The sequence below is a fragment of the Synechococcus sp. UW106 genome (assembly GCF_900474015.1).
In the GTDB taxonomy this organism is placed as follows: domain Bacteria; phylum Cyanobacteriota; class Cyanobacteriia; order PCC-6307; family Cyanobiaceae; genus Parasynechococcus.
Window position 1 is genome coordinate 302,357 of sequence record NZ_UCNV01000009.1, and the last position, 26,758, is coordinate 329,114.

Consider the following 26,758-nt stretch of genomic DNA (forward strand, 5'->3'; position numbering starts at 1 on the left):
GATACCGGAACCCCAAGCGTGGACGCCGATTTCAAGCAGCACTACCAAGCAGCAGAACGGGCCTACGGCCTCGGGGAGTACACCGAGGCTCATGCCCTGGCCTCGGCGTTGTGGGAACAACTCCAAAGCGCATCAGACGAGCAAGACCAAAGCCTCGTCTTGGGATGGAGGGCTGTGGTGGCGTTGCTCCTGGGTCACATCCAGCTGCATGGACTCCAGCAACCGGAGCAAGCCGCCCTCTCTTACCAACGGGTGCTGGACAGTGAACCGGAGGCCACCCTGGCGGCCCTGGCGGAACAAGGGCTGGAGCTCTGCCGGTCGCAGAACAGCGTCAGCGCAGCAACGACGACACCTGCAACCGATGTCGTCCTCTCAGACCTGCTAAAGGATCCCTTCCTGACCACGGATCCCGATCAAGCCAGGCCAGCACAGCCCCATGTGGTCACGGCGATGCCGTGGTTGCCCAGTGACGAGGAACCCCGGACCACTGCGGCTCCGGCCCCAACCCCAGAGCCTGCGGTCACCCTGGAACCAGAGATCACAACCGAGCCAACTGAGCAGCCACCGAGCGACGTGGTCGAGCCCACACCCCCAGAGCCAACGGTCACCCTGGAACCAGAGATCACAACCGAGCCAGCGGATCAGCCACCGAGCGACGAGATCGAGCCCACAACCCAGGAGCCTGCAGCCAAGGATCTCCTGGAGAAATCGTGGCTCCGCAGACAATTTCAACCTGCAATCAAAAGCCCCACCGACTCCACTGAGCCGATGGGGCTGATGAACAGGATCAAAGGGGCCTTCGCCCGCTCAGCTGGCCGCTGAACGACGACGACGGGTGCGCCCTGCAGGCATCTCCGCTTCGACCGGCTGTTGCGCAGCAGCAGCTTTCTCGACAACCGGTTGGGGAGTCACTTTCTCCACCACAGCGGTTGCTGTTACTGCCGCCGCACGGACGGGGGCCGGCGTTGGTGAGCCAGAACGGCCGTTGCCATTGCCCTGATTGGTGCGCACAGGAGCGGGTGTTCCACCACCACCGTTACGACGGCCATAGGGGGAACCACCTCCACGACCACCGCGACCGCGCGGCGCCGGACGATCATCGGGCTCAGCATCGGCACGACCCTTGTAAACGGGCGTGCCACCAGGAGCTGGCTGCACCAGACACAGGATCAGTGGCTCCACCTGCAGTTCACGGCGCATCCGCCGGCCGAGGCCCACCTCCACCTCACGCTGCACACCCATCCAATCCACTTCCGGTGCCTTCTCACCGGTGTTGCGGCAGAGCTGCTTCCAGCGATTTTCGAGCACCCAGGTGACTTCCCGCTCGGTCCACAAGGACATCTTGCGGGCATCCGCCGTGGTGACCACACCCCGCAGGTTCACCCGCGGCGGAGCCACCATGGCGCCATCGGTGCTGATCGCCGCCAGGATCGTCACCACGCCGTCTTCCGCCAACTGTTGGCGCTCCTTCAGAACACGGGCGTCAACGATGCCGTTGCGGGATTGATCCAGCAGCTCAATGCCTGCCTTCACAGCATTGCCCTTGCGGAGCGAATCCGGAGTGAGCTCCACCACGTCACCGTTGTCGATGATCAAGGTGTTGTCGACCGGAACCCCCATGGAGTGCCCGGTTTTGGAGTGCTGCACAAGCATCCGGTGCTCACCGTGCACCGGCACGAAGAACTTGGGCCGGGTGAGGGCCAGCATCAATTTCTGGTCTTCCTGGAAGCCATGGCCGGAGACATGAATGCCTTCGCCTTTCCCGTACACGACCTTGGCGCCCAGCATCATCAGCTTGTCGATCGTGTTGACCACGGAAATCGTGTTCCCGGGGATCGGGCTGGCTGAGAAAATGATCGTGTCGGTGGTCTTTACCCTCACCTGGGGATGTTCACCGCGGGAGATGCGGCTCAGGGCTGCCAGCGGCTCGCCCTGACTACCAGTCATCAGCAGCAGCGTTTCACGATCGGGCACATCATTGATCTGCTTGATCGGCACAAACAGCTCATCCGGCGCGCGCATGTAGCCCAGTTCCCGGGCTTTGGCGATCACATTGAGCATGGAGCGGCCCAGAAGCCCCACCTTGCGGCCGTTCTTCAGGGCCAACTCCAGAATCATCGACACGCGATGGATCGAGCTGGCGAAGGTGGTCACGATGACCCGACCCTCGGCATTGGCGATGTGGCGGTCCAAGTTGGGGAACACGGAGCGCTCAGGAGGGCAAAAGCCAGGAACTTCCGAGTTGGTGGAATCACTGAATAGACACAAGACTCCCTTTTCACCGTGATGGGCGAGCCGTGCCATGTCGAAGTTTTCACCATCTACCGGGGTGTGGTCGAACTTGAAATCACCCGTGAAGATCACAGTTCCCACCGGTGTGGAAATGGCCAGCGTGAAGCTGTCGGCCATCGAGTGGGTGTTGCGGATGAACTCCACCGAGAAGTGCTGACCCACCTTCACCACATCACGAGGACCGACGGTCTGCAGGGTGGTGCGGTCTCTTACCCCCGCTTCGTCCATCTTCCCGGTCAGCATCGATAGGGCCAGCCGCGGCCCATAGATCACCGGAATGTTGAAGTGCTTGAGGTGGTGAGCAATGCCACCGATGTGGTCTTCATGACCATGGGTCACGATCATGCCGCGGATCCGCTTCTGGTTCTCGCGAAGGAAGCTGGTGTCGGGCAGCACCACATTCACCCCGTGCATGCCATCGCTGGGGAAAGCCAGACCTGCATCCACCAGCATCAGGTCATCGCCGTACTCGAACACACAGGTGTTCTTACCGATCTCATGCAGTCCACCCAGGGGGATCACCCGAAGACAAGGCTCCTGCCCCTTGCTGGATCGCGCGTTGTTGGCCATAGAAAGAGTTGAAGAAAACGGATTGCGTAAGCCGATAAGCCGGACCGGGCTAGGTCTGACGAAGGGCGGCCATGGCGATGGAGAGGGAACGTTTCATGTCGTCAGAGAGGGGGCACAAAGGTGGACGGGGAGCACCGACAGACCAGCCATTGAGTTCGAGAGCGGCCTTGACGGGAATCGGATTGGTGGTAGCGAACAGGGCCTTAAACAGAGGAATGAGAGCGTCGTGCAGGGCGAGTGCGGAGGCACCGTCGCCATTCAGATAGGCCTCGATCATGGCGCGTATCTCGGGGCCCGCCACATGGCTACCCACACTCACCACACCAACAGCACCCACGGCGAGCATGGGCAGTGTGAGGCCGTCATCACCGCTGTAAATCGCCAACTGCGGGCCGCAGGCCAGGCGCAGCGCGGTGACCTCTTCAGTGGTGCCGCTGGCGGCCTTGAGACTCACCACGTTGGGGCAGTCCATCAGCCGCGCCACCGTGGCCGGAGCAATGCTGCAACCGGTACGACCTGGAATGTTGTAAAGCATCAGCGGCAACTCAGGAGCCGCCTCCGCGATGGTACGGAAATGGGCCTCTAGGCCCTCTTGGGGAGGCTTGTTGTAGTACGGAACGACCACGAGAGCACCATCGGCGCCGGCTGCCGCTGCGTGCTGGGTGGCCTCCACCGCCTCCGCTGTGGAGTTGCTGCCAGTGCCCGCCAACACCTTGACGTCGTTGCCGACGGCGTCGCGAACCGCCTGCAGCAGTTGCAGCTGCTCCTGCCAGCTGAGGGTCGGCGACTCGCCGGTGGTGCCGCACACCAACAATCCATCGGAACCCTGCTCCACGAGATGGCGTGCTAACTGACCCGCCAAGGTCAGATCCACAGCACCGCTGGCATCAAAGGGGGTCACCATGGCGGTGACAACACGACCGAAGGGAGTTGGGGAGAGGGTGGCGGTACGTGTCATGACTTCTGGATCAACAGTTCAGCGATCTGAACGGCGTTGAGCGCCGCTCCCTTGCGGATTTGATCACCGCACAACCAGAGCTCCAGTGCGTTTGCATCACTGATGTCCTGACGGATTCGGCCGATCGCCACCGGATCGCGACCGGTGACGTCTGTCGGCATGGGAAAGCGGTTCGCCGCCGGGTCGTCAATCAACTCAACACCGGGGGCAGCGGCCAGCAGCTCGCGTGCCTCCTCAATAGGGAAAGGAGACTCGAACTCAATGTTCACTGCTTCGGAATGGGCCCGCAGCACAGGCACCCGCACACAGGTCGCTGTGAAACGCAAATCCGGCAGACCCATGATCTTGCGGGTCTCGTTGACCATCTTCATCTCCTCCTCGCAGTAGCTGTTCGCCTGGAGCGGTGAGTTGTGCAGAAAGAGATTGAAGGCCAGGGAGTAAGGCAGCACTTCACCCTTGGGGGTACCCCCGTCCAACACGATCTGGGACAAATTTTTGAGCTCCTCCATCGCCCTGGCGCCGGCGCCACTGGCGGACTGATACGTGCTCACGACAACCCTGCGCAGCGCTCGCTTCGCGGCCAGAGGGGCCAGGGCCAAGGTGAGCAGGATCGTGGTGCAATTCGGATTGGCGATCACCCCCTTGTGGGCGAAGGCCGCATCGGGATTGACCTCCGGCACCACCAGGGGAACCCCCTGCTCCATGCGGAAGGCGCTGGAGTTGTCGACCATCACCGCACCTGCAGCCGTGATCGCATCGCGCCACTGCTTTGAAACGGAGCCACCAGCTGAGGCGAGCACCAGATCAACCCCTTCGAACGACTTAGACGACACCTCTTCCACCGTGAGAACACGGCCATTCCAGGCTTGGGTCTGACCGGCAGAGCGGGCCGACGCCAGCAGCTTCAGCTCGCCAACAGGGAAACGGCGTTCTTCAAGCAGCAGCAGCAGCTCCTGGCCAACAGCACCGCTGGCACCAAGAACAGCAACATTGAGAGGACGGTTGGGAAGGGTCGAAGACAAGCGGTGGATAGAACGATCTGAACGAAAACCCGTCGACTTTCGGAACCGACATCACTATGTAGAGAACGTGATGCCGATGGTGCGACGGGCTCAGCTTACCGATCCAGGCCCAGATCAACCGTTGCATACAGTGCTTGGCTGCCCTTTCCCTTCCCCCATGAGCGCTGCAGCCCTGAAGGTGACCACCGAAGCCCGCCCAAGCAGCCGTCTGGCGGTGACGGTCACCGTTCCTGGGGAGCGCTGCAAAACCAGTTACGAAGACGCGATCACCAGTCTCAGCCGCAGCATCAACCTGCCGGGCTTCCGAAAGGGCAAGGTGCCGCGGACGGTGCTGGTTCAGCAGCTGGGAGGTGTGCGAATCAAAGCCACAGCGTTGGAACAGCTAATTGATGGCGCCTGGCGGGACGCCATTCAGCAGGAATCCCTGGAGCCGATCAGCCAGCCCGATCTGAGCAGTGGCTTCGATGGGCTGCTGGAAAGCTTTGAGCCCGGCAAGGAACTCACCTTCACCCTTGAAGCCGACGTCGCTCCGACGCCGAAACTGAAGAGCACCAAGGGGCTGAAGGCGGAATTCGAAACCGTCGCCTACGACGCCTCCCGTGTCGACGAGATGATCGAAGACTCCCGCAAGCAGATGGCCACGGTCGTTCCCGTGGAAGATCGTGCCGCGCAGAACGGTGACATCGCGGTGCTTGGGTTCAAAGGGACCTACAGCGATGACGGCAGCGAAATCGAGGGGGGCAGTGCCGATTCCATGGATGTCGACCTGGAAAACGGCCGGATGATCCCGGGCTTCATCGAGGGGGTCATCGGCATGAAAGTCGGCGACAACAAAACCGTGGATTGCCAATTCCCCGAGGACTATCCCAAGGAGGACGCGCGCGGACGCAAGGCCGCCTTCGAGATCGAGCTCAAGGACCTCAAGACCCGCGAACTGCCCGACCTGGATGACGCCTTCGCCAAGCAGGCCAGCGAGCAGGAAACCCTTGCAGATCTGCGCAAAGATCTCGAGCAGCGGCTCAAAGACGACGCCGAACGGCGCCAGACCAGCAACCGCCGCGATGCGCTCGTCGCCGCATTGGTTGAGCAGCTCGAAGTGGACTTGCCCGAAGCCCTGATTCAGCAGGAAAGCCGCAACCTGCTGGAGCAGACGGCAGCCCAGTTCGCCCAGCAGGGCATGGATGTGAAGTCTCTGTTCACGCCCGATCTGGTGCGCAACCTGATGCAGAACTCCCGCCCAGAGGCCGAGGAACGACTGCGCCGCAGTTTTGCCCTCACCGCCCTGGCTGAAGCGGAGGAGATCAAGCTCGACGACAAGGACGTTGACGCCAAGATCAAAGAGGTGAAAAAAGAACTCTCCGCCGAGGCCAAAATCGATCCGGAACGCCTGCGGCAGGCCGTAATGGATGACCTAATGCAGGACCGTCTGATGGGTTGGCTCGAGGAGAACAGCACGCTCACCGAAAAGGCCCCGGCGGCGGATGACGGCACGCCAGCAGCCGAGAAAAAGGCTGCCGGCAAAAAGGCCCCCGCCAAAACCAAGTCCAAGGCGGACGCCAAGGACTGAGCAACGCCCATAGATTGACCCAACTTCACCGCACACCGATCGCGTGATCGACGCCCGCAGTCACCACCCCATCCAGAACCGCTGGCGGGCCGCCATGCCCGTCTCGGCACCGGGGCCTCTACCCACGGTTGTGGAACAGTCCGGTCGCGGCGACCGGGCCTTCGACATCTATTCCCGCCTGCTGCGGGAGCGGATCATCTTCCTCGGCACCGGTGTGGATGACGCCGTCGCCGATGCTCTAGTCGCGCAGATGCTGTTCCTCGAAGCTGAGGACCCAGAGAAGGACATTCAGATCTACATCAACTCGCCAGGCGGCTCAGTCACAGCAGGACTGGCGATCTACGACACGATGCAGCAGGTGGCCCCGGACGTGGTGACCATCTGCTATGGCCTTGCCGCCAGCATGGGAGCGTTTCTCCTTTCCGGAGGCACCAAAGGCAAGCGTCTCGCCTTGCCCAATGCCCGGATCATGATCCACCAACCCCTTGGTGGCGCCCAGGGGCAGGCGGTGGACATTGAAATTCAGGCGAAGGAAATTCTGTATCTAAAGGAGACCTTGAACGGACTGATGGCCGACCACACCGGCCAGCCCCTCGACAAGATCTCAGAAGACACCGACCGCGACTACTTCCTTTCTCCCGCAGAAGCGGTTGAATACGGCCTGATCGATCGCGTGGTGGACAGTTCCGGGGACGGAGGAATCATTACGGAGAGCTGACAGAAGCGCTTCCGTTCTCGATCCTGTGTGTTCAGGGAGACGCCATCGGTTGATTCCTGTGTTGTTCTCCTGTGTGGTGCCCAGCGTTCGATGGCCAAGTTCGACGCCCATCTGAAGTGCTCGTTCTGTGGGAAATCCCAGGATCAGGTGCGCAAGCTGATCGCCGGACCCGGCGTCTACATCTGCGATGAATGCATCGATCTCTGCAACGAGATCCTGGATGAGGAGCTGGTGGATGGCCAAGGCAATCCACGCCACAGCCACGAGCAGAACCGCAAGGCAGCACCTGCTGCGCGCAAGAGCAGTAAACCTGCCCCAACGCTGGCCTCCATTCCCCGGCCTCAGGACATCAAAAGCTTCCTGGATGAACAGGTGGTCGGCCAGGACGCCGCGAAGAAGGTGATGTCTGTAGCGGTTTACAACCATTACAAGCGCCTGGCCTGGCAAGGCGATGGCAACGGCGAAACCGAGGAAACCGCCACCCGCCTGCACAAGAGCAACATCCTGCTGATCGGACCCACCGGCTGCGGCAAAACGCTGTTAGCCCAGACCCTGGCCGAAATGCTGGATGTGCCCTTCGCCGTGGCCGATGCCACCACCCTTACCGAAGCGGGCTATGTGGGTGAGGACGTGGAAAACATCCTGCTGCGGCTACTGCAAAAGGCCGACATGGATGTGGACCAGGCCCAGCGGGGCATCATCTACATAGATGAGATCGACAAAATCGCCCGCAAGAGCGAGAACCCCTCGATCACTCGGGATGTCTCCGGCGAAGGTGTTCAACAGGCCCTGTTGAAAATGCTGGAGGGCACCGTGGCCAACGTGCCGCCCCAGGGTGGCCGCAAGCACCCCTACCAGGACTGCATCCAGATAGACACCAGCCAGATCCTGTTCATCTGCGGCGGTGCCTTCGTCGGCCTCGAGGACGTGGTGCAAAAACGGATGGGCCGCAACGCCATCGGCTTCATGCCCAGCGATGGCCGCGGACGCAGTCGGGCCAATCGCGACCTGCAAGCCGCCCATGTGCTGCGTCACCTGGAGCCGGATGATCTGGTGCGCTACGGCTTGATCCCGGAATTCATCGGCCGGATGCCGGTGAGTGCCGTGCTCGAACCCCTGGACGAAAGCGCCTTGCAATCGATCCTGACCGAGCCCCGCGATGCCCTGGTGAAGCAGTTCCGCACCCTGCTGAGCATGGACAACGTGCAACTCCAGTTCGCCGATGACGCCATCGAGGCGATCGCCCAAGAGGCCCACCGGCGCAAGACCGGCGCCCGCGCTCTGCGCGGCATCGTCGAAGAGCTGATGCTCGATTTGATGTACGACCTTCCTTCTCAGACATCCGTGAAGGAGTTCACCGTGACCAGGGCGATGGTGGAGGAACACACCGGCGGCAAGGTGCTCCCCCTGCCTGGCACTGAACAACAGAAGACCGCCTAAGCCCTTGGCTGCCGCTGACCACCTGGAGGTGCCGCGTCAGCACGGCCTGTTCAACCATCACGGCATCGACCTCGGCGACGGAACCGTCGCCCACTACCTGGAGGGGCGTGAAATCCTGCGCAGCCCGTTGGAGGAGTTCAGTCGAGGCCAACCACTGCGGGTGATCAGCCATCCCGATGCTTCGCCGGTGGGGGTAACCCTGCGGCGGGCCATAGGTCGCCTGGGTGAACAGGATTACAACCTGCTGTTCAACAACTGCGAGCACTTCGCCACCTGGTGCAAAACCGGGCGCCATCGCAGCGGCCAGGTGGACTCGGTGCTGGAGCAGGGACGTCACTGGAGCGGTCTGATGTCTTCCGCCCTGATGCGTGGGCTGGAACTCCTGGTGCAACGGGGCCTGCTCGATGACGATGCCCGCGCGATGGCCAGTCGGGGTGTGGAGAAACTGGAACGCCTGCGCCTGTCGCTGCTGGGCAAATTGGAGGGCCTCCTGGAACGGGCAGGAGATGGGACGGACCGCCGGCTGCTGCTCACGGGTCAGAGCCTTGCGGATGAGCTAGCGGCCGTGGAAGACCTCAAACAACGAATTGACGCCCTGTTAGAACAGCGCCCCGCGCTGCCAGGCTCCGAATCCTCTGAGTAATCTCCTTTCAACGCTCGCGGCGCATGAGTTCGGCCTACCAGCCGCTGCATCACAAATACCGGCCCCAGCGCTTTGATCAGCTGGTGGGTCAGGAGGCGATCGCCGCCACCCTGGGCCACGCCCTTACCAGCAATCGGATTGCCCCGGCCTACCTGTTCAGTGGCCCCCGCGGCACCGGCAAAACCTCCAGCGCCCGCATCCTGGCCCGCTCGCTCAATTGCCTGAACAGCGACGGGCCAACGCCCGAACCCTGCGGCACCTGCGAGCTTTGCAAAACGATTGCCGCCGGCACAGCCCTGGATGTGATCGAGATCGACGCCGCCTCCAACACCGGTGTCGACAACATCCGTGAACTGATCGAACGCTCCCGATTCGCACCGGTCCAGGCCCGCTGGAAGGTGTATGTGGTGGACGAGTGCCACATGCTCTCCACCGCAGCCTTCAACGCCCTGCTGAAAACTCTGGAGGAACCACCTCCACAGGTGGTGTTCGTGCTCGCCACCACCGATCCGCAACGGGTGCTGCCAACGATCCTCAGCCGCTGCCAACGCTTTGATTTCCGGCGGATCCCGCTCGATGGCCTCAACAAACATCTGAGCTGGATCGCCGAACAGGAAGCGATCGACATCCAACCCGAAGCCATTCACGTGGTGGCCCAGCGGTCCCAAGGGGGGCTGCGGGATGCCGAAAGCCTTCTGGACCAACTGAGTCTGCTGCCGCCACCCATCGAAGCCGCTGCGGTGTGGGATCTACTGGGCGCGGTGCCCGAACAGGAACTGCTGGAGCTGGTGGGGGCCATGAGCAGCGCCGAACCGGTGCAACTGCTGGAGGCGACCCGCAACCTGCTGGACCGGGGCCGGGATCCTGGGGCCGTGTTGCAAGGTCTGGCCGGGATGCTGCGGGATCTGGTGCTGATGGCTGCTGCTCCAGATCGGCTGGAGCTCACCAGCGTTTCGCCCCAGTTCCGCGATCAGCTACCCGCCCTCGCAAAGACCATGGGCAGAGCCCGCTTGCTGCAATGGCAAGCCCAACTACGGGGCAGCGAGCAACAACTGCGCCAAAGCGTGCAACCTCGGCTTTGGCTGGAAGTGCTGTTGCTGGGGTTGCTGGCGGAACCGGTGGCTGCTCAGCCCATCACCGCAGCCCCACCCAAAACACAACCAGCGACGACACCACCGATAGCTGTGACTCCGATCGCAGCTCCAGTGCCAGCTCCCGCCGCCGCACCAACCCCAACCGAGACACCTACCGCCAGTCCAAAACCGGCACCTGCGGCATCACCGGAACTGCCAACGGTCTCCAACCCTGCGCCGTCGCCCAGCACCAACCTGCCCGAACTGTGGCAACAGATCCTGGGCAGCCTCGAACTACCCTCCACCCGGATGTTGCTCTCGCAGCAAGCGCAACTGGTGCGACTGGATGCCAACCGCGCAGTTGTGCAGGTGGCTGGCAACTGGATGGGGATGGTGCAGAGCCGGGCGTCACTGCTGGAACAGGCGGTGGCCACAGCTCTCGGTGGCTCGAGGCAGCTGATCCTGGAAGCCAGCAACAGCGCCATGCCACCACCGATCACAACACCGCCGATTGCGACTCCACCGATCGCAACACCGCCTATCTCAACACCGCCAGCAGCAGTCGAGCCTCCAGCACCAACACAACCGGCACCGGCAGCTGCTTTAACATCAGCTCCGGCGGTTGCACCGGAACTGCCGCGCACGCAACCCGAGCCGGTGGAAGCAAAGCCGGCACCTGCTCCAACGGAAACCAACCCTCAACCCAGCCCACCTTCAGGCCTGGATCGTCAGGCCCGCAATCTGGCGGACTTCTTCAATGGTCAAGTTCTCGACGTTGATGAAATCAGCTGAAGTGAAGGCGGGTGATCGGGCTCCCACCTAAGGCACGCGTGAAAAAGGGGCTGCGTCAGGCCTGTACCGGATGGTCATGGCCGTGGCTGGTTTTGGCCCAAACCAAACGTTTGGGGAGCAGCGACATCCGCAACGTGACCCAGGGAATCACCACAAACCAGTGGCCCAGGTAGGCAATGGCCACCAGGAGATTCACCGGGCCCGCGGTTGGAATCGCCGGCCCCGCGCTCCCGCTGCGACAACCACGCCAAAACGCCAGACCCGAAACGCTGAACGCCACCACCGACAAGGGCCAGTACACCGGAACGCTTCGGGTGATCAAACCCGCGCACAGGTCAGCGAACGACACCACCGGCAGGGCGTATTGGAGCAGGAAAAACGCCGTCAGGTCCCAGCGCTGGCGAACACTGAGCTGGGCCGACGTCAGCACAGGCCAGTAATCGAAGAAACGCTGCAATCCTCCTTCCGCCCAGCGTTGCCGTTGCTTCCACAAGGCCTGGAGACCGGGGACTGCCTCTTCCTGAACCGGAGGGTCCCACAGCAGTCCTACCAAGGCCCCATGGGTCAAAAGGCGGAAGCTGAGATCAAGGTCATCGGTCACGGTGTCTTCGTTGAAACCGCCGCTGGCCTCCAGCACCGAGCGCTTGATCAGCTGGCCGTTCCCCCGCAGCTCTGCCACACCTCCATTGGCCAGACGCCCCGACTGGATGACCGCATCCAGGGCCATCTCCATCGCCTGGGATCGGGTCAGCCAGTTGCGATCTGCATCAATCACGGCCTTGCGCAGCTGCACCGCTGACCAGCCACCATCGAGCGCGTAGGGCACCAGGCGCTCGAGCAGGTCCTCCTGCAATTGGGCATCCGCATCAAGCACCAGCAGCCAATCGCCACTCAGGCGATCCAAGGCGGTGTTGAGAGCACCCGACTTGCCACCACCGGCATTGCGCTGGCGATGGATGACATTGAGTCCCGGGTGCTCGGCAGCCAGGTTGTCCAGCAACTCAGGCGTGCGATCCACACTGCCGTCGTCGATCACCCAGGTGGTGAGTTGTCCGGATGGATAGCGGAGCGATGTGAGGCGTTCCACCAAACGCTGCACCACAGATTCTTCGTCTCGGGCGGCCACCACCACATCCAGGCTGGGAAGCTGCCCCGGATCCATTGCCGGCATGGCATCCGCTGCACCACGTGTCAGCTGCCCACGCATCACGGAACGCAAGCCATACCCACCAAGCATCAGAGCAAGACTGATTGCAGGCCAGAGCGAGCGGGCTGGGTCAAGCCAATGGGGAGCTGCACCAGCGCATCCACAAGCGAACAGGAACGCGGCCGACTTCACCCGTCGGTGATCACCAGAGGTGGCGTTCGAGCTCATCCAGATGCCCAGGTGGCAGGACTTTAAGGGGACTGCACAACTGTTGAGAGCGGACCGTAGACAGTCCCTGGGTAGTAATGGCGCAGGATCCGCTCCACAGACCAGCCCCGCCAGGCCAGATCGATCGCTCCCGCCTGCGACAAACCGGCCCCATGGCCGAAGCCACCGCCCAGCACCAGCCAGCGTTCAGCGCCCTGAGGCTCCAGCACAAACAGGGTGCTGGGAAGTGTCCGGAGGGTGCGACGGATGGCATCCAACCTGAGGGTGACCGGTGCGGCATCGCCGCTGCCGGAAATCTGCAACGCCAGCACACGGCCGCTGGCACCCCGCTCCAGAACCTGCAGCTGCAAGGGAGAAGCCAGCGGTTCTGCCGCTGCTCCGAGGGCCTGACGCAGACTCTGACCAGAGAGGGTTCGGGTCCAGCGGAAGCGGGGGTGCTGCTGGCCATAGGCCCCGGAGCGATCCGCCAGCAACGCCTGCACCGCCTGGCGCTGCTGCAGCGGCAAGGGATGACGACTGCTCCAGCCCTCATCCCCATCGGGTTTCGGACGCAGGTAGGTGGTGGGCTGCATGGCCCAGGCTTCCGGGCCTGCGGCCATCATCCCGCCATTGGTGGCGTGGTACACCGCACTGATCGGTTGGTTATTCAGGCTGAGCAACTTTCCCTGGGTGGCCGCAATCGCTTCGCGCACAGCACCTCCCGCATGGCGGGGATCGCTATAAACCTGGCACTGGGTGTCACTGCAGAGGTGATAGCCATCGATGCTGAAGCGATGGCTATTCGCCAAGGCCCAGGTGCGCGCCAAAACGGTCTGGGCCTGCAACGCAGCCATCGGTGAACCGGCACCGATCTCATGGGGAACCACCCCCTCCAGATAACGCTCCACCGGCACTTGCTCCACCAGGGACCAACTGCCGTAGGCATCCCGTTGCAAGCGAAAGGGACCCTGAAAGCGTCCACCTGCCCAGAGAAGTCCATCGGACGCCTCAATCGAAACAGGACCCCGCAATGTGCGTTCCCCCTCCGGCGTTTGCAATACCGGTTCGACGGTGCTGGTGAGCGTGCCTTGCCAATCGCGCACAGCGAGACCCTCTGGAACCGGGGCCCCTTCTGGCGCCCAGACCTCCCATTCCCCGGGATGGGCGACCTCCGCTTCAACTCCCAAAGCACGCCAACGGGAGGCGACACGATCCGCCGTTTCAAAGCTGGCGTAGGGGCCAGCAATCCGGCGGGCCAATGAAAACGGAGTGCCCAAGGGCACGCTTCGCCAGGTGATCGCAAAATCCGATCCGCTGCGTTGCTCCCCCGTTGCATCCCGAAGGGTGAGCGATCCTGAGAAGGCACGGAGATTCAGCGGCGCTGCTGTTGCAGCGGCACCCAGGTGGTCCTCCAACGCCACCCAGAGCACCGGTTCAGGGCCCTCAATCGGCGGTGGGTCAGCGATGGAGCGGTGGGTGGGGAGCTGAATCGGTTCAACGGCAGCAGGCTCGACCGCGGCGGGTGACTGAGTTGCAACGTCTTCACGGGCCTTGCAGCCCAGACCCATACAAAGAAGCAATGTGAGCGTCAGGAACCGAATCATTCCGCGGGGGGCACATCGGGACGTATTGTTGTCGTTTGTGCACGAACGAGCAGACCAATGCCCAAGCTGAAGACCCGCAAAGCTGCCGCGAAGCGGTTCAAAGCAACCGGCACTGGCAAATTTCTGCGTCGTCGCGCTTTCCGGAACCACCTGCTGGACCACAAAACCCCTAAGCAGAAGCGTCATCTGGCCACCAAGGCTGTGGTGGATCGCACCGATGAAGAGCGCGTGACACTGATGATGCCCTACGCCTGAGCACAGCTGCTCAGACGAGTCCGTTCAAAAAGACCTGATCCAACCCTTCCAACCTCATGGCCCGCGTCAAGAGAGGCAACGTCGCCCGTAAACGCCGCAACAAGATTCTGCGGCTGGCCCGTGGCTTCCGTGGTGGCAACGGAACTCTGTTCCGCACAGCAAACCAGCGGGTGATGAAAGCCCTCTGCAATGCCTATCGCGATCGTCGTCGTCGCAAGCGCGATTTCCGTCGCCTCTGGATTGCACGTATCAATGCTGCCGCTCGGTTGAATGGCGTGAGCTACAGCCGGCTGATGGGCGGACTCAAGAAGGCGGATGTGCGCCTGAACCGCAAGATGCTGGCTCAGCTAGCGGTCGTTGACCCCAGCAGCTTCACCAACGTGGTGGCTGCAGCCAAGAGCTGATCTCCAACTGTGAACCTGCTGCCCCAGACCTACCTGCTGGGCCTGGTCGGCCTGCTTGCCATCGTTGCGGTGGTGGTGGGCCGACAATTTTTTCGTGTGCGACGTGACGAAGCACGATTGATCGAACTCGAAAAATCTGACACGGCCTCATCTCGGCAGGCATCGGATCTTTATGAGCTCGGATCCGTGCAACTGCGCAAACGGCTTTACCCCCAAGCTGCGGCCACCCTCAAGCAGGCACTGAAACGACTGAGTGGGGAACCCGATGAGGCTCGCGCGCTGATTGAAAATGCTCTTGGCTTTGCTCTGGCTGCGCAAAAGGACTATTCCGGTGCCACCAAGCACTACAAGCTGGCGCTGAAGGCCAAAAAGGACTATCCCGTAGCCCTGAACAACTTGGCCTTTGCCCAGGAAAAGTTGTTGAAAGACTCTGAGGCGATCTCGCTTTATGAGCAGACACTCAGCATCGAACCTGAGAACGCCACAGCGAAGAAAGGGCTGAAGAAACTCAAGCGTCGGATGAGCTGAAGGGTGATGGAATCACCTTGGTGTCATCACCGCGATGTGATCACCAAAGAGGCTGAACGGGAATCTCGTCCTGGCAGCTGCTGGTCATCGCAAGACGTCCACCAACACCGGTGCTGGGGTTGGCCACATTCACCAGGCGAGGAGCCTGCCAACCGGTGGGACTAAAACCTTGCAGGCCTAGGAATACACCTCCAGGCTCGAGGCCAGCGATTAAGGGATCCGCCAAGGGAATGAGATCAAGCTGATCCGACTTGGCATGCAAATTGCCCTGAACCGGTGTGGTGACGGAACCAAAGGTCATCGTTCCCCGTATATCAACCATCTGGCCCAACGCCGTCAGTTGGGTGATGTCCAAGGTGACATCAACGGTGGAATTGCCATCAAAGGGTTCAAACGTGCCGCACCACTGGCGGGGCAACGATGCAGCCAGATCTACAGCACGTGCCACCGGATCGAAGCTCTCCACGTCTCCCTCATCGATTTCCAGAGGAACCGCAAGCTGAATCGGATCCAGAGGCAGCTGAGGATTGGTCTCAAACGGCACCTGGCTGCCAACCGGGAGATCCATGGCAAGCAGGAACGGCATGGAAGACGATGGATGATGAGGGCACGGTAGGCCCTTTTGCTCACGCGTGTCATGGATTTGCCCTCCCCCACATCCGACCCCCTAACCATTGGCGGGCGTCAGTTCAACAGCCGTCTGTTCACGGGCACCGGCAAATATCCATCAATGGCCTTGATGAAGCAGAGCATCGAGCGATCCGGCTGCGACATGGTCACGGTGGCTGTTCGACGGGTCCAGGCTGTAGCCGCAGGCCATGAGGGCCTGATGGAAGCCATTGATTGGAACCGAATCTGGATGCTGCCCAACACCGCGGGCTGCACCGATGCGGAGGAAGCGGTGCGTGTCGCCAGGCTTGGACGGGAACTGGCCAAGCTGGCGGGGCAGGACGAGAACACCTTCATCAAGCTGGAGGTCATTCCCGACACCCGGCATCTTCTGCCCGATCCGATCGGCACCTTGCAAGCCGCAGAACGTCTGGTGAAGGAAGGCTTCACGGTGCTGCCTTACATCAATGCGGATCCCTTGCTGGCCAAACGCCTGGAGGAGGTCGGGTGCGCCACGGTGATGCCCCTGGGCTCTCCGATCGGCTCGGGCCAGGGCCTCAACAACGCCGCAAACATCGGATTGATCATCGAAAACGCCTGTGTTCCAGTGGTGGTTGACGCAGGCATTGGCGTGCCCAGCGAAGCGGCGCAGGCCCTGGAGATGGGAGCCGATGCCGTCCTGGTCAACAGCGCTATCGCCATGGCCGGCGACCCCCCAGCGATGGCCGAGGCCATGGGTCAGGCAGTGCTCGCCGGGCGGACCGCCCACCGCTCCGGACGCTTGCCGCGGCGGGACCAGGCCTCCGCCAGCTCACCGACCACCGGCATCGTGCAGTCGGCACCATGAGATGAAGAGACGTGAAGTGAGGTGAAGCCTGCTTCACAAAGCCAGGTAATAAGCAATTGGACTCATAAGGTCCGACCAGTCACATAAGACCCATGTCGGTCACCACGGAAGACGGCGGTCGTCTCAATGCATTCGCCAAGGAGCCACGCATGGAGGTGATGGATGTTGCCACCAGCCAGAGCCGCAACCGCAGCTCGATGATGATGCTGGTGACCGGTGGATTGCTCGTGGCCGGCATGGTGGCAGTGACCGTCGCCATCAGCTGAGACGGTCCACGCTGAAATCCCTGTAGTAGCTTGCCAGGATTGAGCGTCACGCTCGTTCCAGAAGGAGTTTGGGGTGAAAGTTCTCGTTCTCGGCGGTGACGGCTTCTGCGGCTGGCCCTGTGCGGTGAACCTGGCGGATCAGGGCCACGAGGTTCTGATCGTCGACAACCTCAGCCGTCGCAAGATCGATATCGACCTTGAAGTTGAGTCGCTGACGCCAATCGTGAGCATCGGTGAGCGCCTTAAAGCCTGGGAAGAAACCGGCGGCAAGCCGATGCGCTTTGTCCACATGGACATCGCCCATGAGTACCAACGCCTACTGGATCTACTGCTGGAAGAACGACCAGATTCTGTGGTCCACTTCGCGGAACAGCGGGCCGCGCCTTACTCCATGAAGAGCAGCGCCACCAAGCGCTACACGGTTGATAACAACGTCAACGGCACCCATAACCTGCTGGCCGCCATCGTTGAAAGCGGTCAAGAAATTCATGTGGTGCACCTCGGCACCATGGGCGTCTATGGCTATGGCTCCCACCGCGGCGCCACCATCCCTGAGGGCTACCTGAAAGTGGAAGTGCCCCAGCCCGACGGCAGCCGCTTCGAGGAGGAGATCCTCCACCCGGCAAGCCCCGGCAGCGTCTATCACATGACCAAGACGCTCGATCAGCTGCTGTTCCTCTACTACAACAAAAACGACAAGGTCCGCATCACCGACCTGCACCAGGGCATCGTCTGGGGGACTAACACCGACGCCACCGACCGCGACCCGCGGCTGACCAATCGCTTCGATTACGACGGTGACTACGGCACCGTGCTGAACCGCTTCCTGATGCAAGCCGCCATCGGCTACCCGCTCACCGTTCACGGCACCGGAGGCCAGACGCGCGCTTTCATCCACATCCGCGATTCCGTGCGCTGCGTCCAGCTGGCGCTGGAGAACCCTCCGGAACATGGCGAGCGGGTGAAGATCTTCAACCAGATGACCGAAAGCCATCAGGTGGGCGAGTTGGCCAAAAAGGTGGCTGCTCTCACTGGTGCTCAGGTGAACAACCTGCCCAACCCCCGCAACGAGGCTGTGGAGAACGATCTGATCGTTGACAACCGCTGTTTCATCGAGCTGGGCCTCAACCCCACCACCCTCGACGACGGGTTGCTGAAGGAAGTGGTGGAGATCGCAACCCGCTACGCCGACCGTTGCGACCGCAACCGCATCCTCTGCACCTCCGCCTGGACCAAAACTCAAGCCCAGGCCATCGGCTCCGCATCCTGAACACGCTTCATCCTTGAAAGTCGCCTTCTTCACCGAAACCTTCCTGCCGAAGGTCGATGGAATCGTTACCCGCCTCACCAAGACGGTGAAGCATCTGGTGGAAGCCGGCGATGAGGTGGTGGTCTTCTGCCCTGAAGGTTGTCCGGATGAGTACATGGGAGCGCGGCTGATCGGCGTTCCGGCGATGCCGCTTCCTCTATATCCCGAGCTCAAACTGGCGTTACCTCGCCCAGCGGTGTCGGAAGCGATCGATGAATTTCAACCCGATCTGATCCATGTGGTGAACCCAGCAGTGCTGGGCCTCGGTGGCATCTGGCTCGCCAAGAACAAGAACATTCCCCTAGTCGCCAGCTATCACACCCACCTGCCCAAATATCTGGAGTATTACGGCTTAGGGATGCTGGAGCCGCTCCTGTGGGAAATGCTCAAGGCCGCCCACAACCAGGCCCTGCTGAACCTATGCACCTCCACCGCCATGGTGAAGGAACTGAGTGACAAGGGCATTCAGCACACCGATCTCTGGCAACGGGGTGTGGACACAGAGCTGTTCCGTCCCGAACTGCGCAGTTCGGGACTGCGCCAACGGCTTCTGGGTGGCCATGACGATCGCGGTGCACTGCTGCTCTATGTGGGCCGCTTGTCAGCGGAAAAGCAGATCGAACGGATCCGACCGGTGCTGGAAGCCCTTCCCGAGGCACGCCTCGCCCTGGTTGGGGATGGTCCCCACCGCCAGCAACTCGAAAAACACTTCGAAGGAACCGCCACCACCTTCGTCGGTTACCTCGCCGGGGAAGAACTGGCCGGGGCCTACGCCAGCGGCGATGCGTTTCTGTTCCCCTCCAGCACGGAGACATTGGGCCTGGTGCTGCTGGAAGCCATGGCAGCCGGTTGTCCCGTGGTCGGCGCCAACCGTGGCGGAATCCCCGACATCATTACCGACGGCGTCAACGGCTGTCTGTATGAGCCCGACGGAGCGGATGGCGGCGCGGCCAGCCTGATCGAAGCCACCCGCCGCCTGCTGGGCAACGATCTGGAACGCCAGGCCCTGCGCAATGCAGCCCGTGAAGAAGCGGAGCGCTGGGGGTGGGCTAGTGCCACCGAGCAACTGCGGACTTACTACCGCAGTGTGCTGTCAACAGCCCAACTCACCGCTGCCTAACGCTGACGGGTCCTCTCCCACTCAGCTAGCACCTTCTTGGCCATTGGCAGGGCGTGAACGGATCCACCGCCAGGGGTGTTCTGGGCAAAGGCCACCACCACAATCTTGCCGTCCGGATAGGGGGCAAAGCAGCCGAACCAGGCGTGATCAGGGCCTCCAGTGCTGTCCTCGGCCGTTCCGGTTTTGCCGGCCGCCGGAGGAATGCCAGGACCATTGAGGCCGGCACCGGTTCCGGCATCAACCACTTTGCGCAACCCCTCACGGATCGTCTGCAACGTGGACGGATGAATCACCACCTTGGAGCGATGCTCGGGGCTCATCCAGTCGATGTCACCGGCCGCAAGGTGCGGTGTCACGAGCCAGCCGCCGTTAGCGAACACGGCGTAAGCACGGGCCAGTTGCAGGGGTGTGATCTGCACCACTGACTGACCGATGGAGGCGCTGGCCATGTCCTCAGGGATCCAGGGGCTGGTGCCGGGATCAGTCCAGCCGCGGCCTCGAGCCGCCCAGTCTTCATCCCCAACCAGCCCGACGCTCTCTTCCCAACCGATCTCAATGCCGGTCTTCTGCTGAAAGCCGAGCTGATCAGCCGCTTGTTTCAGGGCCTTGGAGCCAACCCCAACCCCTACTTGGTAGAAGAAGGTATTGCTGGAAAAGCGCAGGGCATCGGCATAACCGATGTGGCCGAACCCAGCTTCGTTGTGCTCCGGGAAACAGTGGCCGCCGTAGGTGATGCAGGCCGTGGTGTGCAACTTGGTGTCGGGCGGGAATTTGCCGGACTCCATACCAGCCATCGCCGTCACCGGCTTCCAGGTGCTGCCGGGGTCATAGGGGTTCATGGCCCGGGACAGCAACGGTTTCTTCTGATTGAAGAAGAGGGCGTCGTACTCCCTCTGGGTGGTAATCAGCTTGGAGAAAAAATTCGGATCAAAACTGGGACGACTAGCCAGGGCCAGCACCGCACCCGTCGCGGCCTCAAGCGCCACCACAGCGCCACCGGGCTTATCCGCCAAAGCCTGCTCCGCCACGCGCTGCAGATCCAGGTCAAGGGTGAGCACCAGATCCTCTCCCGCTTCGGAGGGTCGATCGCCCAGGTTGCGCTGCACCTCTCCCATGGCATTGACCTCCAACATCTGACCGCCCCACTTGCCACGCAGATGGCTCTCGTAGGCCGCTTCAACTCCGGTACGACCAATGCGGTCGCGGATCTTGTAGCCCTTCTCCGCCAAGATCTCGAATTCGTTTTCCGTGATCGGCTGGGTGTAACCGAGGGCGTGGGCCGCCAGGGTTCCATTGGGATAGGCCCGCAGGATGTCGACATCCACCTGGGCGCCCCGCAGTCCCAAGGCCTGTTCCCGGAACCGCAGCACCTGTTCCGGCTTGAGATCCAGGGCCAGGGTGGTGCGGTAACCATCCCGATCCAGACCCTTCTGACGGCGCTGATCCAGCAGATCAGGCTTCAAATTGAGCAACCGTGCCAGGCGATCACGCAGATCAGGCCAATCGGCATCGCTGACTAGACGCGGCTCGAGGTACAGGGAATAGGTGAGCTTGCTTGTGGCCAGCACCCGCCCTTTGCGATCGAGCAAGCGACCGCGGATGGGCGAGCGGGGCACGAGACGGATCCGGTTTTCATCCGCCAATTCGCGGAAGCGCGACCCCTCCAGCAGCTGCATCCACACCAAGCGACCGACCATGGCGCTGCAGAACAACAGCACCAGCGTCAGCAGCACGAGGGGTTGCTGACGCAGACCGGTCTGCCGCTGCTGTGCGGAACGGGTCATCCCTGCTGCGCTGGCAAGCGACGGCGCAACTCCCCAAGACGCTCTTCAATCCGCAGCAGGGTCGGCATCAAGTCGTCGGGGTCATCCTGGCGTTCATCGACCGTTTCCGGTTCATCGACGGAAACCGAGACAGGCATCACCGGGTTGCCCAGCCCCGGGCTCACAGCATCCAGCTGCTCTCGAACATCACGCGCCACGGGCTCACCCTCCTGGCGCAGCTCGGCGATGGGGTCATCCGACCCTGCAGTGAACACCTCCACCACCTTGCCGGGGCCGCCCTGCCGGGCCCGTTCCAGCACGGCCAGCCCCACGGGAAGCACGTCCTGCATCAGCGACAGACGCAACTGATCGAGCGGGTTTTCGGAGGTGGAATCAGCGGCCATGGGGCCAGATCAACGGACCCCAGTCTGTCCCGAAGGAAGGGCCAATGTCGGACAAGCGGAACGGTTCGCCGCCAGAGACCAGCCCAACACCCCACTCAGCACCATCAGCATCACCAGAGGCACCAGTGCTTTCTGGGTGGTGTCCAGCAGGATCCACTCGCGCCAGGCGCGCCAGAAGCGGCTGCGCTCAAAGCGCCGATGCTCTCGGGTCTGATCCCGCTGACGCCGCCGGATCGCCTTATCCACCCAGCGCTCGAAGGCCCGCTTTTTGGTGATCGTCATCTTGCGTTCCACCTCGAGCATCTGCCCGGAACCCAGCTCGGGATGGAAGGTGCTGATCAACTCCAGACTCTTGAGGAACATCTCAACGGCGCCATCGTGGACATCGGTGCCGTGATCATCCAGCTGACCCCAGTCGAGTTCGGGGTAAAAACGACTGCGGTTGGTCGTGATCTGATCCTCGGTCAGCTGACCGGGTTCCCGCAGCCAGCGATCGGTGTTGCTGTCGAACCGCCGCCAATAGAGAAAAGGGTTCAGATAAATCGTGCGGCCACCCAGCTGAATGCTGTCCTGCTGCAACCGGCGCTGCAATTGAACATCCTGCTGTTGTGTCGCCGTCATGTCCCAAAGGCCGGTGGCCCAAGGTATCGGCGATGCAGGGCCGTCGCCAGCCGTGGATCAACCTGCGTCCGAAGCGGATCTCGCCCCGGCATGGGGCAACACCTTGCCGCGGATCCGATAGCCACGACGCCGCAGAAAACGGCAAAGATCAGCCTGCTCCGAGGGCACGCTGATATTGAAGGCAAAGAAGTTGCTGCGTCGGGCGAAATAACGCTTCAGGTCGAGATCATGGCGCTGCCAAGCCTCTTCCCAGTGCTGGCGCAAGTCCTCCAGCGTCAAGGAGGGATCGTCGAAGGCCCGACGCATCCGATCCAGATAAGCACGGGCGTACTTGCCCTTGCGGTGGTTCATGCGTGAGTCCACCCAGCGGCTCACATCACGCGTGTTGTAAACGAAGCAGGAGCCTGGGTACTGCAGGTCCAACAGGGGGAACAGGCGGTAGGCGTAGAACTCACCACAGAGCTCCATATCGGTGTACCCGCAGTAGCCATCCACGCCATCCAGCAGCGGCTTGGAAAAGGTGAAGTTGGCCTGGATCCGACGCGCCAGGCGCCCCTTGTCGTAGTGGATCGAGCTGTAGCCGTTCTTGCGCAAAAGCTTGTGGAACGAGCGCGTACCGCATTTGTTGTGACCAATCAAAAAAATGCGACCCGGCTTGGGCCGCAACCAATCCCACGCCATCACTCCCACTCAATCGTGCCGGGGGGCTTGCTGGTGATGTCGAGCACCACCCGGTTCACCCCCTTCACCTCATTCACAATCCGATTGGAGATGGTCTCCATCAAGTCGTAGGGAAGGCGTGACCAATCAGCGGTCATACCGTCTTCGCTCGACACACAGCGCAGAACGATGGGCCAGGCGTAGGTGCGTTTGTCGCCCATCACTCCGACAGACCGCACCGGCAGCAGTACTGCAAAGGCCTGCCAGATGTCGTGATACAGACCCGCTTCCTTAATTTCCTCGCGCACGATCAGATCCGCATCACGCAGACAGTTGAGCTTCTCGTCGGTGACTTCACCGAGGATGCGAATCGCCAGTCCAGGGCCAGGGAAAGGATGGCGGCGCACGATCTCTTCAGGCAGGCCGAGGCTGCGCCCCACCTTGCGCACTTCATCTTTGAAAAGTTTGCGCAAAGGCTCAACCAGCTTGAACCGAAGATCCTTGGGAAGACCGCCCACGTTGTGGTGGCTCTTGATCTTCACGGCCACCCGCTCGCCAGTCTTGGGATCGACGTTGGTGCCTGCGCTTTCGATCACATCGGGATACAGCGTTCCCTGGGCCAGGTAATCAAAGGGTCCGAGCCGCTTGCTCTCCTCTTCGAACACCCGGATGAACTCGGTGCCGATGATTTTGCGTTTCTCCTCCGGATCGGTGATGCCGTTGAGCTTGCTGATGAACCGCTGTCGGGCATTGATGTACTCCACATGGATATTGAACTTGCGGTCGAAAAAGTCCATCAGAAATTCCGGCTCGCCTTTGCGCATGAATCCCTGATCGATGAACATGCAGGTGAGCTGATCACCGATCGCCTTCTTGAGCAGAAAGGCGAGGGTTGATGAATCGACCCCGCCGGAGAGCGCCAGCAGCACGCGCTTATCGCCCACCTGCTCCCGCACCAGGCCAACGGCCTCATCGATGAAGGCCGCCGTGGTCCAATCCGGATCACAGCCGCAAACGTGATAAACGAAATTGCGGATCAGGGCCATGCCGCAGGTGGAATGCACCACCTCGGGATGGAATTGCACGCCATAGAGCTTGCGTTGCAAATGCGCCACCGCCGCTTCAGGGGTGTTGGCCGTGTGCGCCAAACGCACAAACCCCTCTGGGAGGGCTTTCACCGAGTCGCCATGACTCATCCACATCGTCGATCCGTTGTCGACATTGGTGAGCAGATCCGTCGGGTCATCCACCTCAAGGGGCGCCTTGCCGTATTCAGCCTTACCCGTGGCGGCCTCCACAACGCCACCGAGCTGCTGCACCATCAGCTGCATCCCATAGCAAACCCCCATCACAGGAATGCCCAGATCCCAGATGCCGGGATCACAGAGCGGCGCGTGTTCGGCATACACGGAACTGGGGCCACCGCTGAGGATGATCCCCTTCGGTTGCATCCGGCGCAGTTCCTCCGCCGAGGTGCTGTAGCCCAGCACCACCGAAAACACCTCGGTCTCGCGCACGCGCCGGGCAATCAACTCCGAATACTGGGAGCCGAAATCAAGGATGACGATGGCCGGCTGACGCTGACCGTCGGACGAGGGCTGGGACATCGATCCTGATAAGTACCGCTCTCAGACGAGCGTCAATCCCTCAGCGTAAAGAAGCGCTTCTCCCCCTCCGGTCCCCACCAGCGCAGGGTACGGCTCCGGTCGAACAGAGCAGCACCGATCCGCATTGACCAGTCGCCGTAGCGAGCGACATAGGACTGACTGCGCCGCTCCACCATCGCGGCCAGATGACGCCCGAGCGCTCTGGATTGCTCAGCACCCAGAGCGTGGAAGGCCTCCTCAACGGAGGCGGCACCACGCAGTTGCAACAACTGGTCTCCAGACAGGCCGATATCCAGCCCCAGCGACACCAACACTTCCAGACGGCCATCCGCCAGATGGTGATGGGTGTGAAAGATGCCGCCAGCCAACTTGATCAACTTGCCGTGGTAACCGAGCAGCAGCAGATCGCGAACACCGGCTTCCGCCGCAGCCACCAGCACCGGTCCCAGCCAGTTCCCCACCTTGAGCAAGGGCCCTAGACCCCGCTGGCGGGCGAGGTCCAAGCCGTTCTCACCAATCACCAACACGATGCGTCCCTGAAAGGACGGATCCGAAGCGAGCGTCCCCAGATCAGCAAGCACCTGCTGCAGCTGATCCGGAGCCGCGCTGCGCTGCACCTCCGCTTGCGTACCGATCAACGCCAAGCCATCCACCACCCCAAACGCGGCATTGCTGGTGCGTTGGGCCAGGGCACGACCCAGCGGAAGAATCGGCTGCACCATCAGGCCCCGACCGGGCGGCAACAGGGGCAGCAGATTCCGCTCCAACAGCTCACGGGCGAAGCCTGACAAACAAGCCTCTCCAGCAGGACCGACGCGGCCAACACCTTCTCCTGCCTGCAGGTCAAGCATCGGCTGAGATGCGCTGATCCAGGCCACCCGCACCCAGATCTCAAGATCCCGCGTCAGATCCAGACCAGGCCCAGGATCACAGCGACTGATCCCCAAGGCTTGATCAGTCGCCAAGGGAGCCGCAGAGCAGACAGGCACCTGCAGAGACGGTTGATCTGGCCCCTGGCACAACTGCTGTTCAGGATCAAACGCCTCGCCAAGCAACACCTTCAGGGCTGCCTTGGCCGCCCCTGCCACCCACACCGGCAAGGTCAATCCTGGGCTGGAGGGGGCGATGGGACTGGACAAGCTGTTTTCTAGAGTCGCCGATTGGCATCCCCCGCGCCATGCAGGACAAGCTCACCCTGATGATTCCGGGCCCCACGCCGGTGCCGGAAACGGTGCTGAAGGCCATGGGTCGACACCCCATTGGCCACCGCAGCGGGGAATTCCAGGCCATCGTGCGGCGCACGACTGAACAGCTGAAGTGGCTGCATCAGACCACCAGCGATGTGCTGGTGATCACCGGCAGTGGAACAGCTGCCATGGAAGCGGGAATCATCAACACCCTCAGCCGCGGAGACAAGGTGCTCTGCGGCGACAACGGCAAGTTTGGGGAACGCTGGGTCAAGGTGGCCCGCGCCTACGGACTGGACGTGGAGGTGATCAAAGCGGAATGGGGCCAGCCCCTCGACCCGGAGGCCTTCCGCTCGGCTTTGGAAGCCGACAGCGCCAAAGCGATCAAGGCCGTGATCCTCACCCACTCGGAAACCTCAACGGGGGTGATCAACGATCTGGAAAGCATTGCCCGTCACGTGAAGGCCCACGGCACGGCCCTGACCCTGGCGGACTGCGTCACCAGCCTTGGTGCCACCAACGTCCCCATGGACGACTGGGGGCTGGATGTGGTGGCCTCAGGCGCACAGAAGGGTTACATGCTCCCGCCTGGCCTGAGTTTTGTGGCCATGAGCGCACGGGCCTGGGAGGCCTACGAGCGCTCCGATCTGCCCAAGTTCTATCTGGACCTGGGCCCCTACCGGAAAACAGCGGCGAAAGACAGCAACCCCTTCACCCCCGCGGTGAATCTCTATTTCGGCCTGGAAGCAGCCCTGGAGATGATGCAGAAGGAGGGGCTGGAGGAGATCTTTGCCCGGCACGCCCGCCATCGCGCCGCCGCCCAAGCCGGCATGAAGGCAATGGGGCTGCCCCTCTTTGCTGCTGAGGGTTGCGGCAGCCCGGCCATCACCGCGGTGGCCCCCGAAGGCATTGACGCCGAACAGTTGCGCAAAGCCGTGAAGGAAAAATTCGACATTCTTTTGGCTGGTGGGCAAGACCACCTGAAAGGGAAGGTGTTCCGAATCGGGCATCTCGGCTATGTCTGCGATAGGGATGTGCTGACGGCCGTCGCTGCGATTGAAGCCACCCTTCAATCGCTAGGGCTGCACAAAGGCAGCATGGGTGCAGGTGTCGCTGCAGCTTCGACTGCGCTTGGCTAGAACACA

At 61.9% G+C, this 26,758-nt stretch carries 26 protein-coding genes; 14 read left to right on the plus strand and 12 right to left on the minus strand.

Translation table 11 applies throughout. The features are described 5' to 3' along the window. Nucleotides 1-18: 18 nt before the first annotated feature. The gene (locus DXY30_RS09170; protein ID WP_115094659.1) at nt 19-822 is read left to right on the plus strand and encodes a tol-pal system YbgF family protein; all 804 of its coding nucleotides are present in this window, start codon (nt 19-21) and stop codon (nt 820-822) included. Here DXY30_RS09170 and DXY30_RS09175 read toward each other — a convergent pair. Genes DXY30_RS09175 through DXY30_RS09185 form a run of 3 tightly spaced genes read right to left on the minus strand, consistent with a single transcriptional unit; the run spans nt 808 to nt 4,842 of the window. Then, nucleotides 808-2,862 (minus strand): ribonuclease J, encoded by a 2,055-nt coding sequence (locus tag DXY30_RS09175; protein ID WP_115094660.1) that lies wholly within the window; start codon nt 2,860-2,862, stop codon nt 808-810. The two genes, DXY30_RS09170 and DXY30_RS09175, sit on opposite strands and share 15 nt — an antisense overlap. Nucleotides 2,863-2,911: 49 nt before the next feature. Further along, the gene (gene dapA, locus DXY30_RS09180) at nt 2,912-3,820 is read right to left on the minus strand and encodes a 4-hydroxy-tetrahydrodipicolinate synthase (RefSeq protein WP_115094661.1); all 909 of its coding nucleotides are present in this window, start codon (nt 3,818-3,820) and stop codon (nt 2,912-2,914) included. After that, complete coding sequence (locus DXY30_RS09185) at nt 3,817-4,842, minus strand: aspartate-semialdehyde dehydrogenase (RefSeq protein ID WP_115094662.1); 1,026 nt, start codon at nt 4,840-4,842, stop codon at nt 3,817-3,819. Before DXY30_RS09185 ends, dapA begins: the two co-directional genes overlap by 4 nt. Before the next feature lie 157 nt (nt 4,843-4,999). On the opposite strand from DXY30_RS09185, the gene tig reads away from it, so the two are divergent. From tig to DXY30_RS09210, 5 genes are all read left to right on the plus strand, one after another. After that, nucleotides 5,000-6,409: a trigger factor gene (gene tig / locus DXY30_RS09190; protein WP_115094968.1), complete on the plus strand. Its 1,410-nt coding sequence runs from the start codon at nt 5,000-5,002 to the stop codon at nt 6,407-6,409. 43 nt (nt 6,410-6,452) lie between these two features. Next, the gene (gene clpP / locus DXY30_RS09195) at nt 6,453-7,127 is read left to right on the plus strand and encodes an ATP-dependent Clp endopeptidase proteolytic subunit ClpP (RefSeq protein ID WP_115024764.1); all 675 of its coding nucleotides are present in this window, start codon (nt 6,453-6,455) and stop codon (nt 7,125-7,127) included. Nucleotides 7,128-7,217: 90 nt separating this feature from the next. After that, nucleotides 7,218-8,567 carry an ATP-dependent protease ATP-binding subunit ClpX gene (clpX, locus tag DXY30_RS09200; RefSeq protein ID WP_115094663.1) on the plus strand — a complete coding sequence of 450 codons (1,350 nt, stop codon included), beginning with the start codon at nt 7,218-7,220 and terminating at the stop codon, nt 8,565-8,567. Between the two features lie 4 nt (nt 8,568-8,571). Then, nucleotides 8,572-9,210 (plus strand): lecithin retinol acyltransferase family protein, encoded by a 639-nt coding sequence (locus DXY30_RS09205; protein WP_115094664.1) that lies wholly within the window; start codon nt 8,572-8,574, stop codon nt 9,208-9,210. A 23-nt stretch (nt 9,211-9,233) separates the two neighbouring features. Further along, nucleotides 9,234-11,075: a DNA polymerase III subunit gamma/tau gene (locus DXY30_RS09210; RefSeq protein ID WP_115094665.1), complete on the plus strand. Its 1,842-nt coding sequence runs from the start codon at nt 9,234-9,236 to the stop codon at nt 11,073-11,075. A 55-nt stretch (nt 11,076-11,130) separates the two neighbouring features. Here DXY30_RS09210 and DXY30_RS09215 read toward each other — a convergent pair whose 3' ends face one another. Further along, nucleotides 11,131-12,450 (minus strand): glycosyltransferase family 2 protein, encoded by a 1,320-nt coding sequence (locus tag DXY30_RS09215; protein WP_115094666.1) that lies wholly within the window; start codon nt 12,448-12,450, stop codon nt 11,131-11,133. A gap of 23 nt (nt 12,451-12,473) precedes the next feature. Continuing rightward, complete coding sequence (locus DXY30_RS09220; protein ID WP_115094667.1) at nt 12,474-14,033, minus strand: SpoIID/LytB domain-containing protein; 1,560 nt, start codon at nt 14,031-14,033, stop codon at nt 12,474-12,476. A gap of 57 nt (nt 14,034-14,090) precedes the next feature. Between DXY30_RS09220 and rpmI the strand changes: the two genes are divergently transcribed. From rpmI to DXY30_RS09235, 3 genes are read left to right on the plus strand one after another with little or no spacing between them, the layout of a single operon-like run. Further along, complete coding sequence (gene rpmI, locus DXY30_RS09225; protein WP_006852081.1) at nt 14,091-14,288, plus strand: 50S ribosomal protein L35; 198 nt, start codon at nt 14,091-14,093, stop codon at nt 14,286-14,288. A gap of 56 nt (nt 14,289-14,344) precedes the next feature. Continuing rightward, nucleotides 14,345-14,692 carry a 50S ribosomal protein L20 gene (rplT, locus tag DXY30_RS09230; RefSeq protein ID WP_115094668.1) on the plus strand — a complete coding sequence of 116 codons (348 nt, stop codon included), beginning with the start codon at nt 14,345-14,347 and terminating at the stop codon, nt 14,690-14,692. 9 nt (nt 14,693-14,701) lie between these two features. Continuing rightward, nucleotides 14,702-15,220, plus strand: a complete 519-nt coding sequence (locus tag DXY30_RS09235) for a hypothetical protein (RefSeq protein WP_115094669.1) — start codon at nt 14,702-14,704, stop codon at nt 15,218-15,220. 40 nt (nt 15,221-15,260) lie between these two features. Here DXY30_RS09235 and DXY30_RS09240 read toward each other — a convergent pair whose 3' ends face one another. Then, nucleotides 15,261-15,806, minus strand: coding sequence for a hypothetical protein (locus tag DXY30_RS09240; protein ID WP_115094670.1), 546 nt, complete (start codon nt 15,804-15,806; stop codon nt 15,261-15,263). Nucleotides 15,807-15,857: 51 nt separating this feature from the next. On the opposite strand from DXY30_RS09240, the gene DXY30_RS09245 reads away from it, so the two are divergent. The 4 genes from DXY30_RS09245 to DXY30_RS09260 all read left to right on the plus strand — a co-directional run bounded on the left by DXY30_RS09245 (nt 15,858) and on the right by DXY30_RS09260 (nt 19,371). Beyond that, a complete protein-coding gene (locus DXY30_RS09245) occupies nt 15,858-16,676 on the plus strand; it encodes a thiazole synthase (protein WP_115094671.1) in 819 nt (272 codons plus the stop codon). Nucleotides 16,677-16,768: 92 nt separating this feature from the next. Then, a complete protein-coding gene (gene psb34 / locus DXY30_RS09250; protein WP_115094672.1) occupies nt 16,769-16,942 on the plus strand; it encodes a photosystem II assembly protein Psb34 in 174 nt (57 codons plus the stop codon). A gap of 73 nt (nt 16,943-17,015) precedes the next feature. Then, nucleotides 17,016-18,212, plus strand: a complete 1,197-nt coding sequence (locus DXY30_RS09255; RefSeq protein ID WP_115094673.1) for an NAD-dependent epimerase/dehydratase family protein — start codon at nt 17,016-17,018, stop codon at nt 18,210-18,212. Between the two features lie 13 nt (nt 18,213-18,225). Then, nucleotides 18,226-19,371 carry a glycosyltransferase family 1 protein gene (locus tag DXY30_RS09260; RefSeq protein WP_115094674.1) on the plus strand — a complete coding sequence of 382 codons (1,146 nt, stop codon included), beginning with the start codon at nt 18,226-18,228 and terminating at the stop codon, nt 19,369-19,371. On the opposite strand, the gene mrdA is transcribed toward DXY30_RS09260, so the two are convergent. From mrdA to cbiD, 6 genes are read right to left on the minus strand one after another with little or no spacing between them, the layout of a single operon-like run. Next, nucleotides 19,368-21,155 carry a penicillin-binding protein 2 gene (gene mrdA / locus DXY30_RS09265; RefSeq protein WP_115094675.1) on the minus strand — a complete coding sequence of 596 codons (1,788 nt, stop codon included), beginning with the start codon at nt 21,153-21,155 and terminating at the stop codon, nt 19,368-19,370. The genes DXY30_RS09260 and mrdA overlap by 4 nt on opposite strands. Then, on the minus strand, nt 21,152-21,538 hold the full coding sequence (locus tag DXY30_RS09270) for a hypothetical protein (RefSeq protein ID WP_115094676.1): 387 nt from the start codon (nt 21,536-21,538) through the stop codon (nt 21,152-21,154). Before DXY30_RS09270 ends, mrdA begins: the two co-directional genes overlap by 4 nt. A gap of 9 nt (nt 21,539-21,547) precedes the next feature. Then, nucleotides 21,548-22,159 carry a hypothetical protein gene (locus DXY30_RS09275; protein WP_115024749.1) on the minus strand — a complete coding sequence of 204 codons (612 nt, stop codon included), beginning with the start codon at nt 22,157-22,159 and terminating at the stop codon, nt 21,548-21,550. Between the two features lie 57 nt (nt 22,160-22,216). Further along, on the minus strand, nt 22,217-22,840 hold the full coding sequence (locus DXY30_RS09280) for a sulfotransferase (RefSeq protein WP_115094677.1): 624 nt from the start codon (nt 22,838-22,840) through the stop codon (nt 22,217-22,219). After that, on the minus strand, nt 22,840-24,426 hold the full coding sequence (gene guaA / locus DXY30_RS09285) for a glutamine-hydrolyzing GMP synthase (RefSeq protein ID WP_115094678.1): 1,587 nt from the start codon (nt 24,424-24,426) through the stop codon (nt 22,840-22,842). The genes DXY30_RS09280 and guaA overlap by 1 nt, the downstream gene beginning before the upstream one ends. Before the next feature lie 32 nt (nt 24,427-24,458). Continuing rightward, nucleotides 24,459-25,565: a cobalt-precorrin-5B (C(1))-methyltransferase CbiD gene (gene cbiD, locus DXY30_RS09290; protein WP_115094679.1), complete on the minus strand. Its 1,107-nt coding sequence runs from the start codon at nt 25,563-25,565 to the stop codon at nt 24,459-24,461. A 38-nt stretch (nt 25,566-25,603) separates the two neighbouring features. On the opposite strand from cbiD, the gene DXY30_RS09295 reads away from it, so the two are divergent. Then, the gene (locus DXY30_RS09295) at nt 25,604-26,752 is read left to right on the plus strand and encodes an alanine--glyoxylate aminotransferase family protein (protein WP_115094680.1); all 1,149 of its coding nucleotides are present in this window, start codon (nt 25,604-25,606) and stop codon (nt 26,750-26,752) included. Nucleotides 26,753-26,758: the final 6 nt, after the last annotated feature.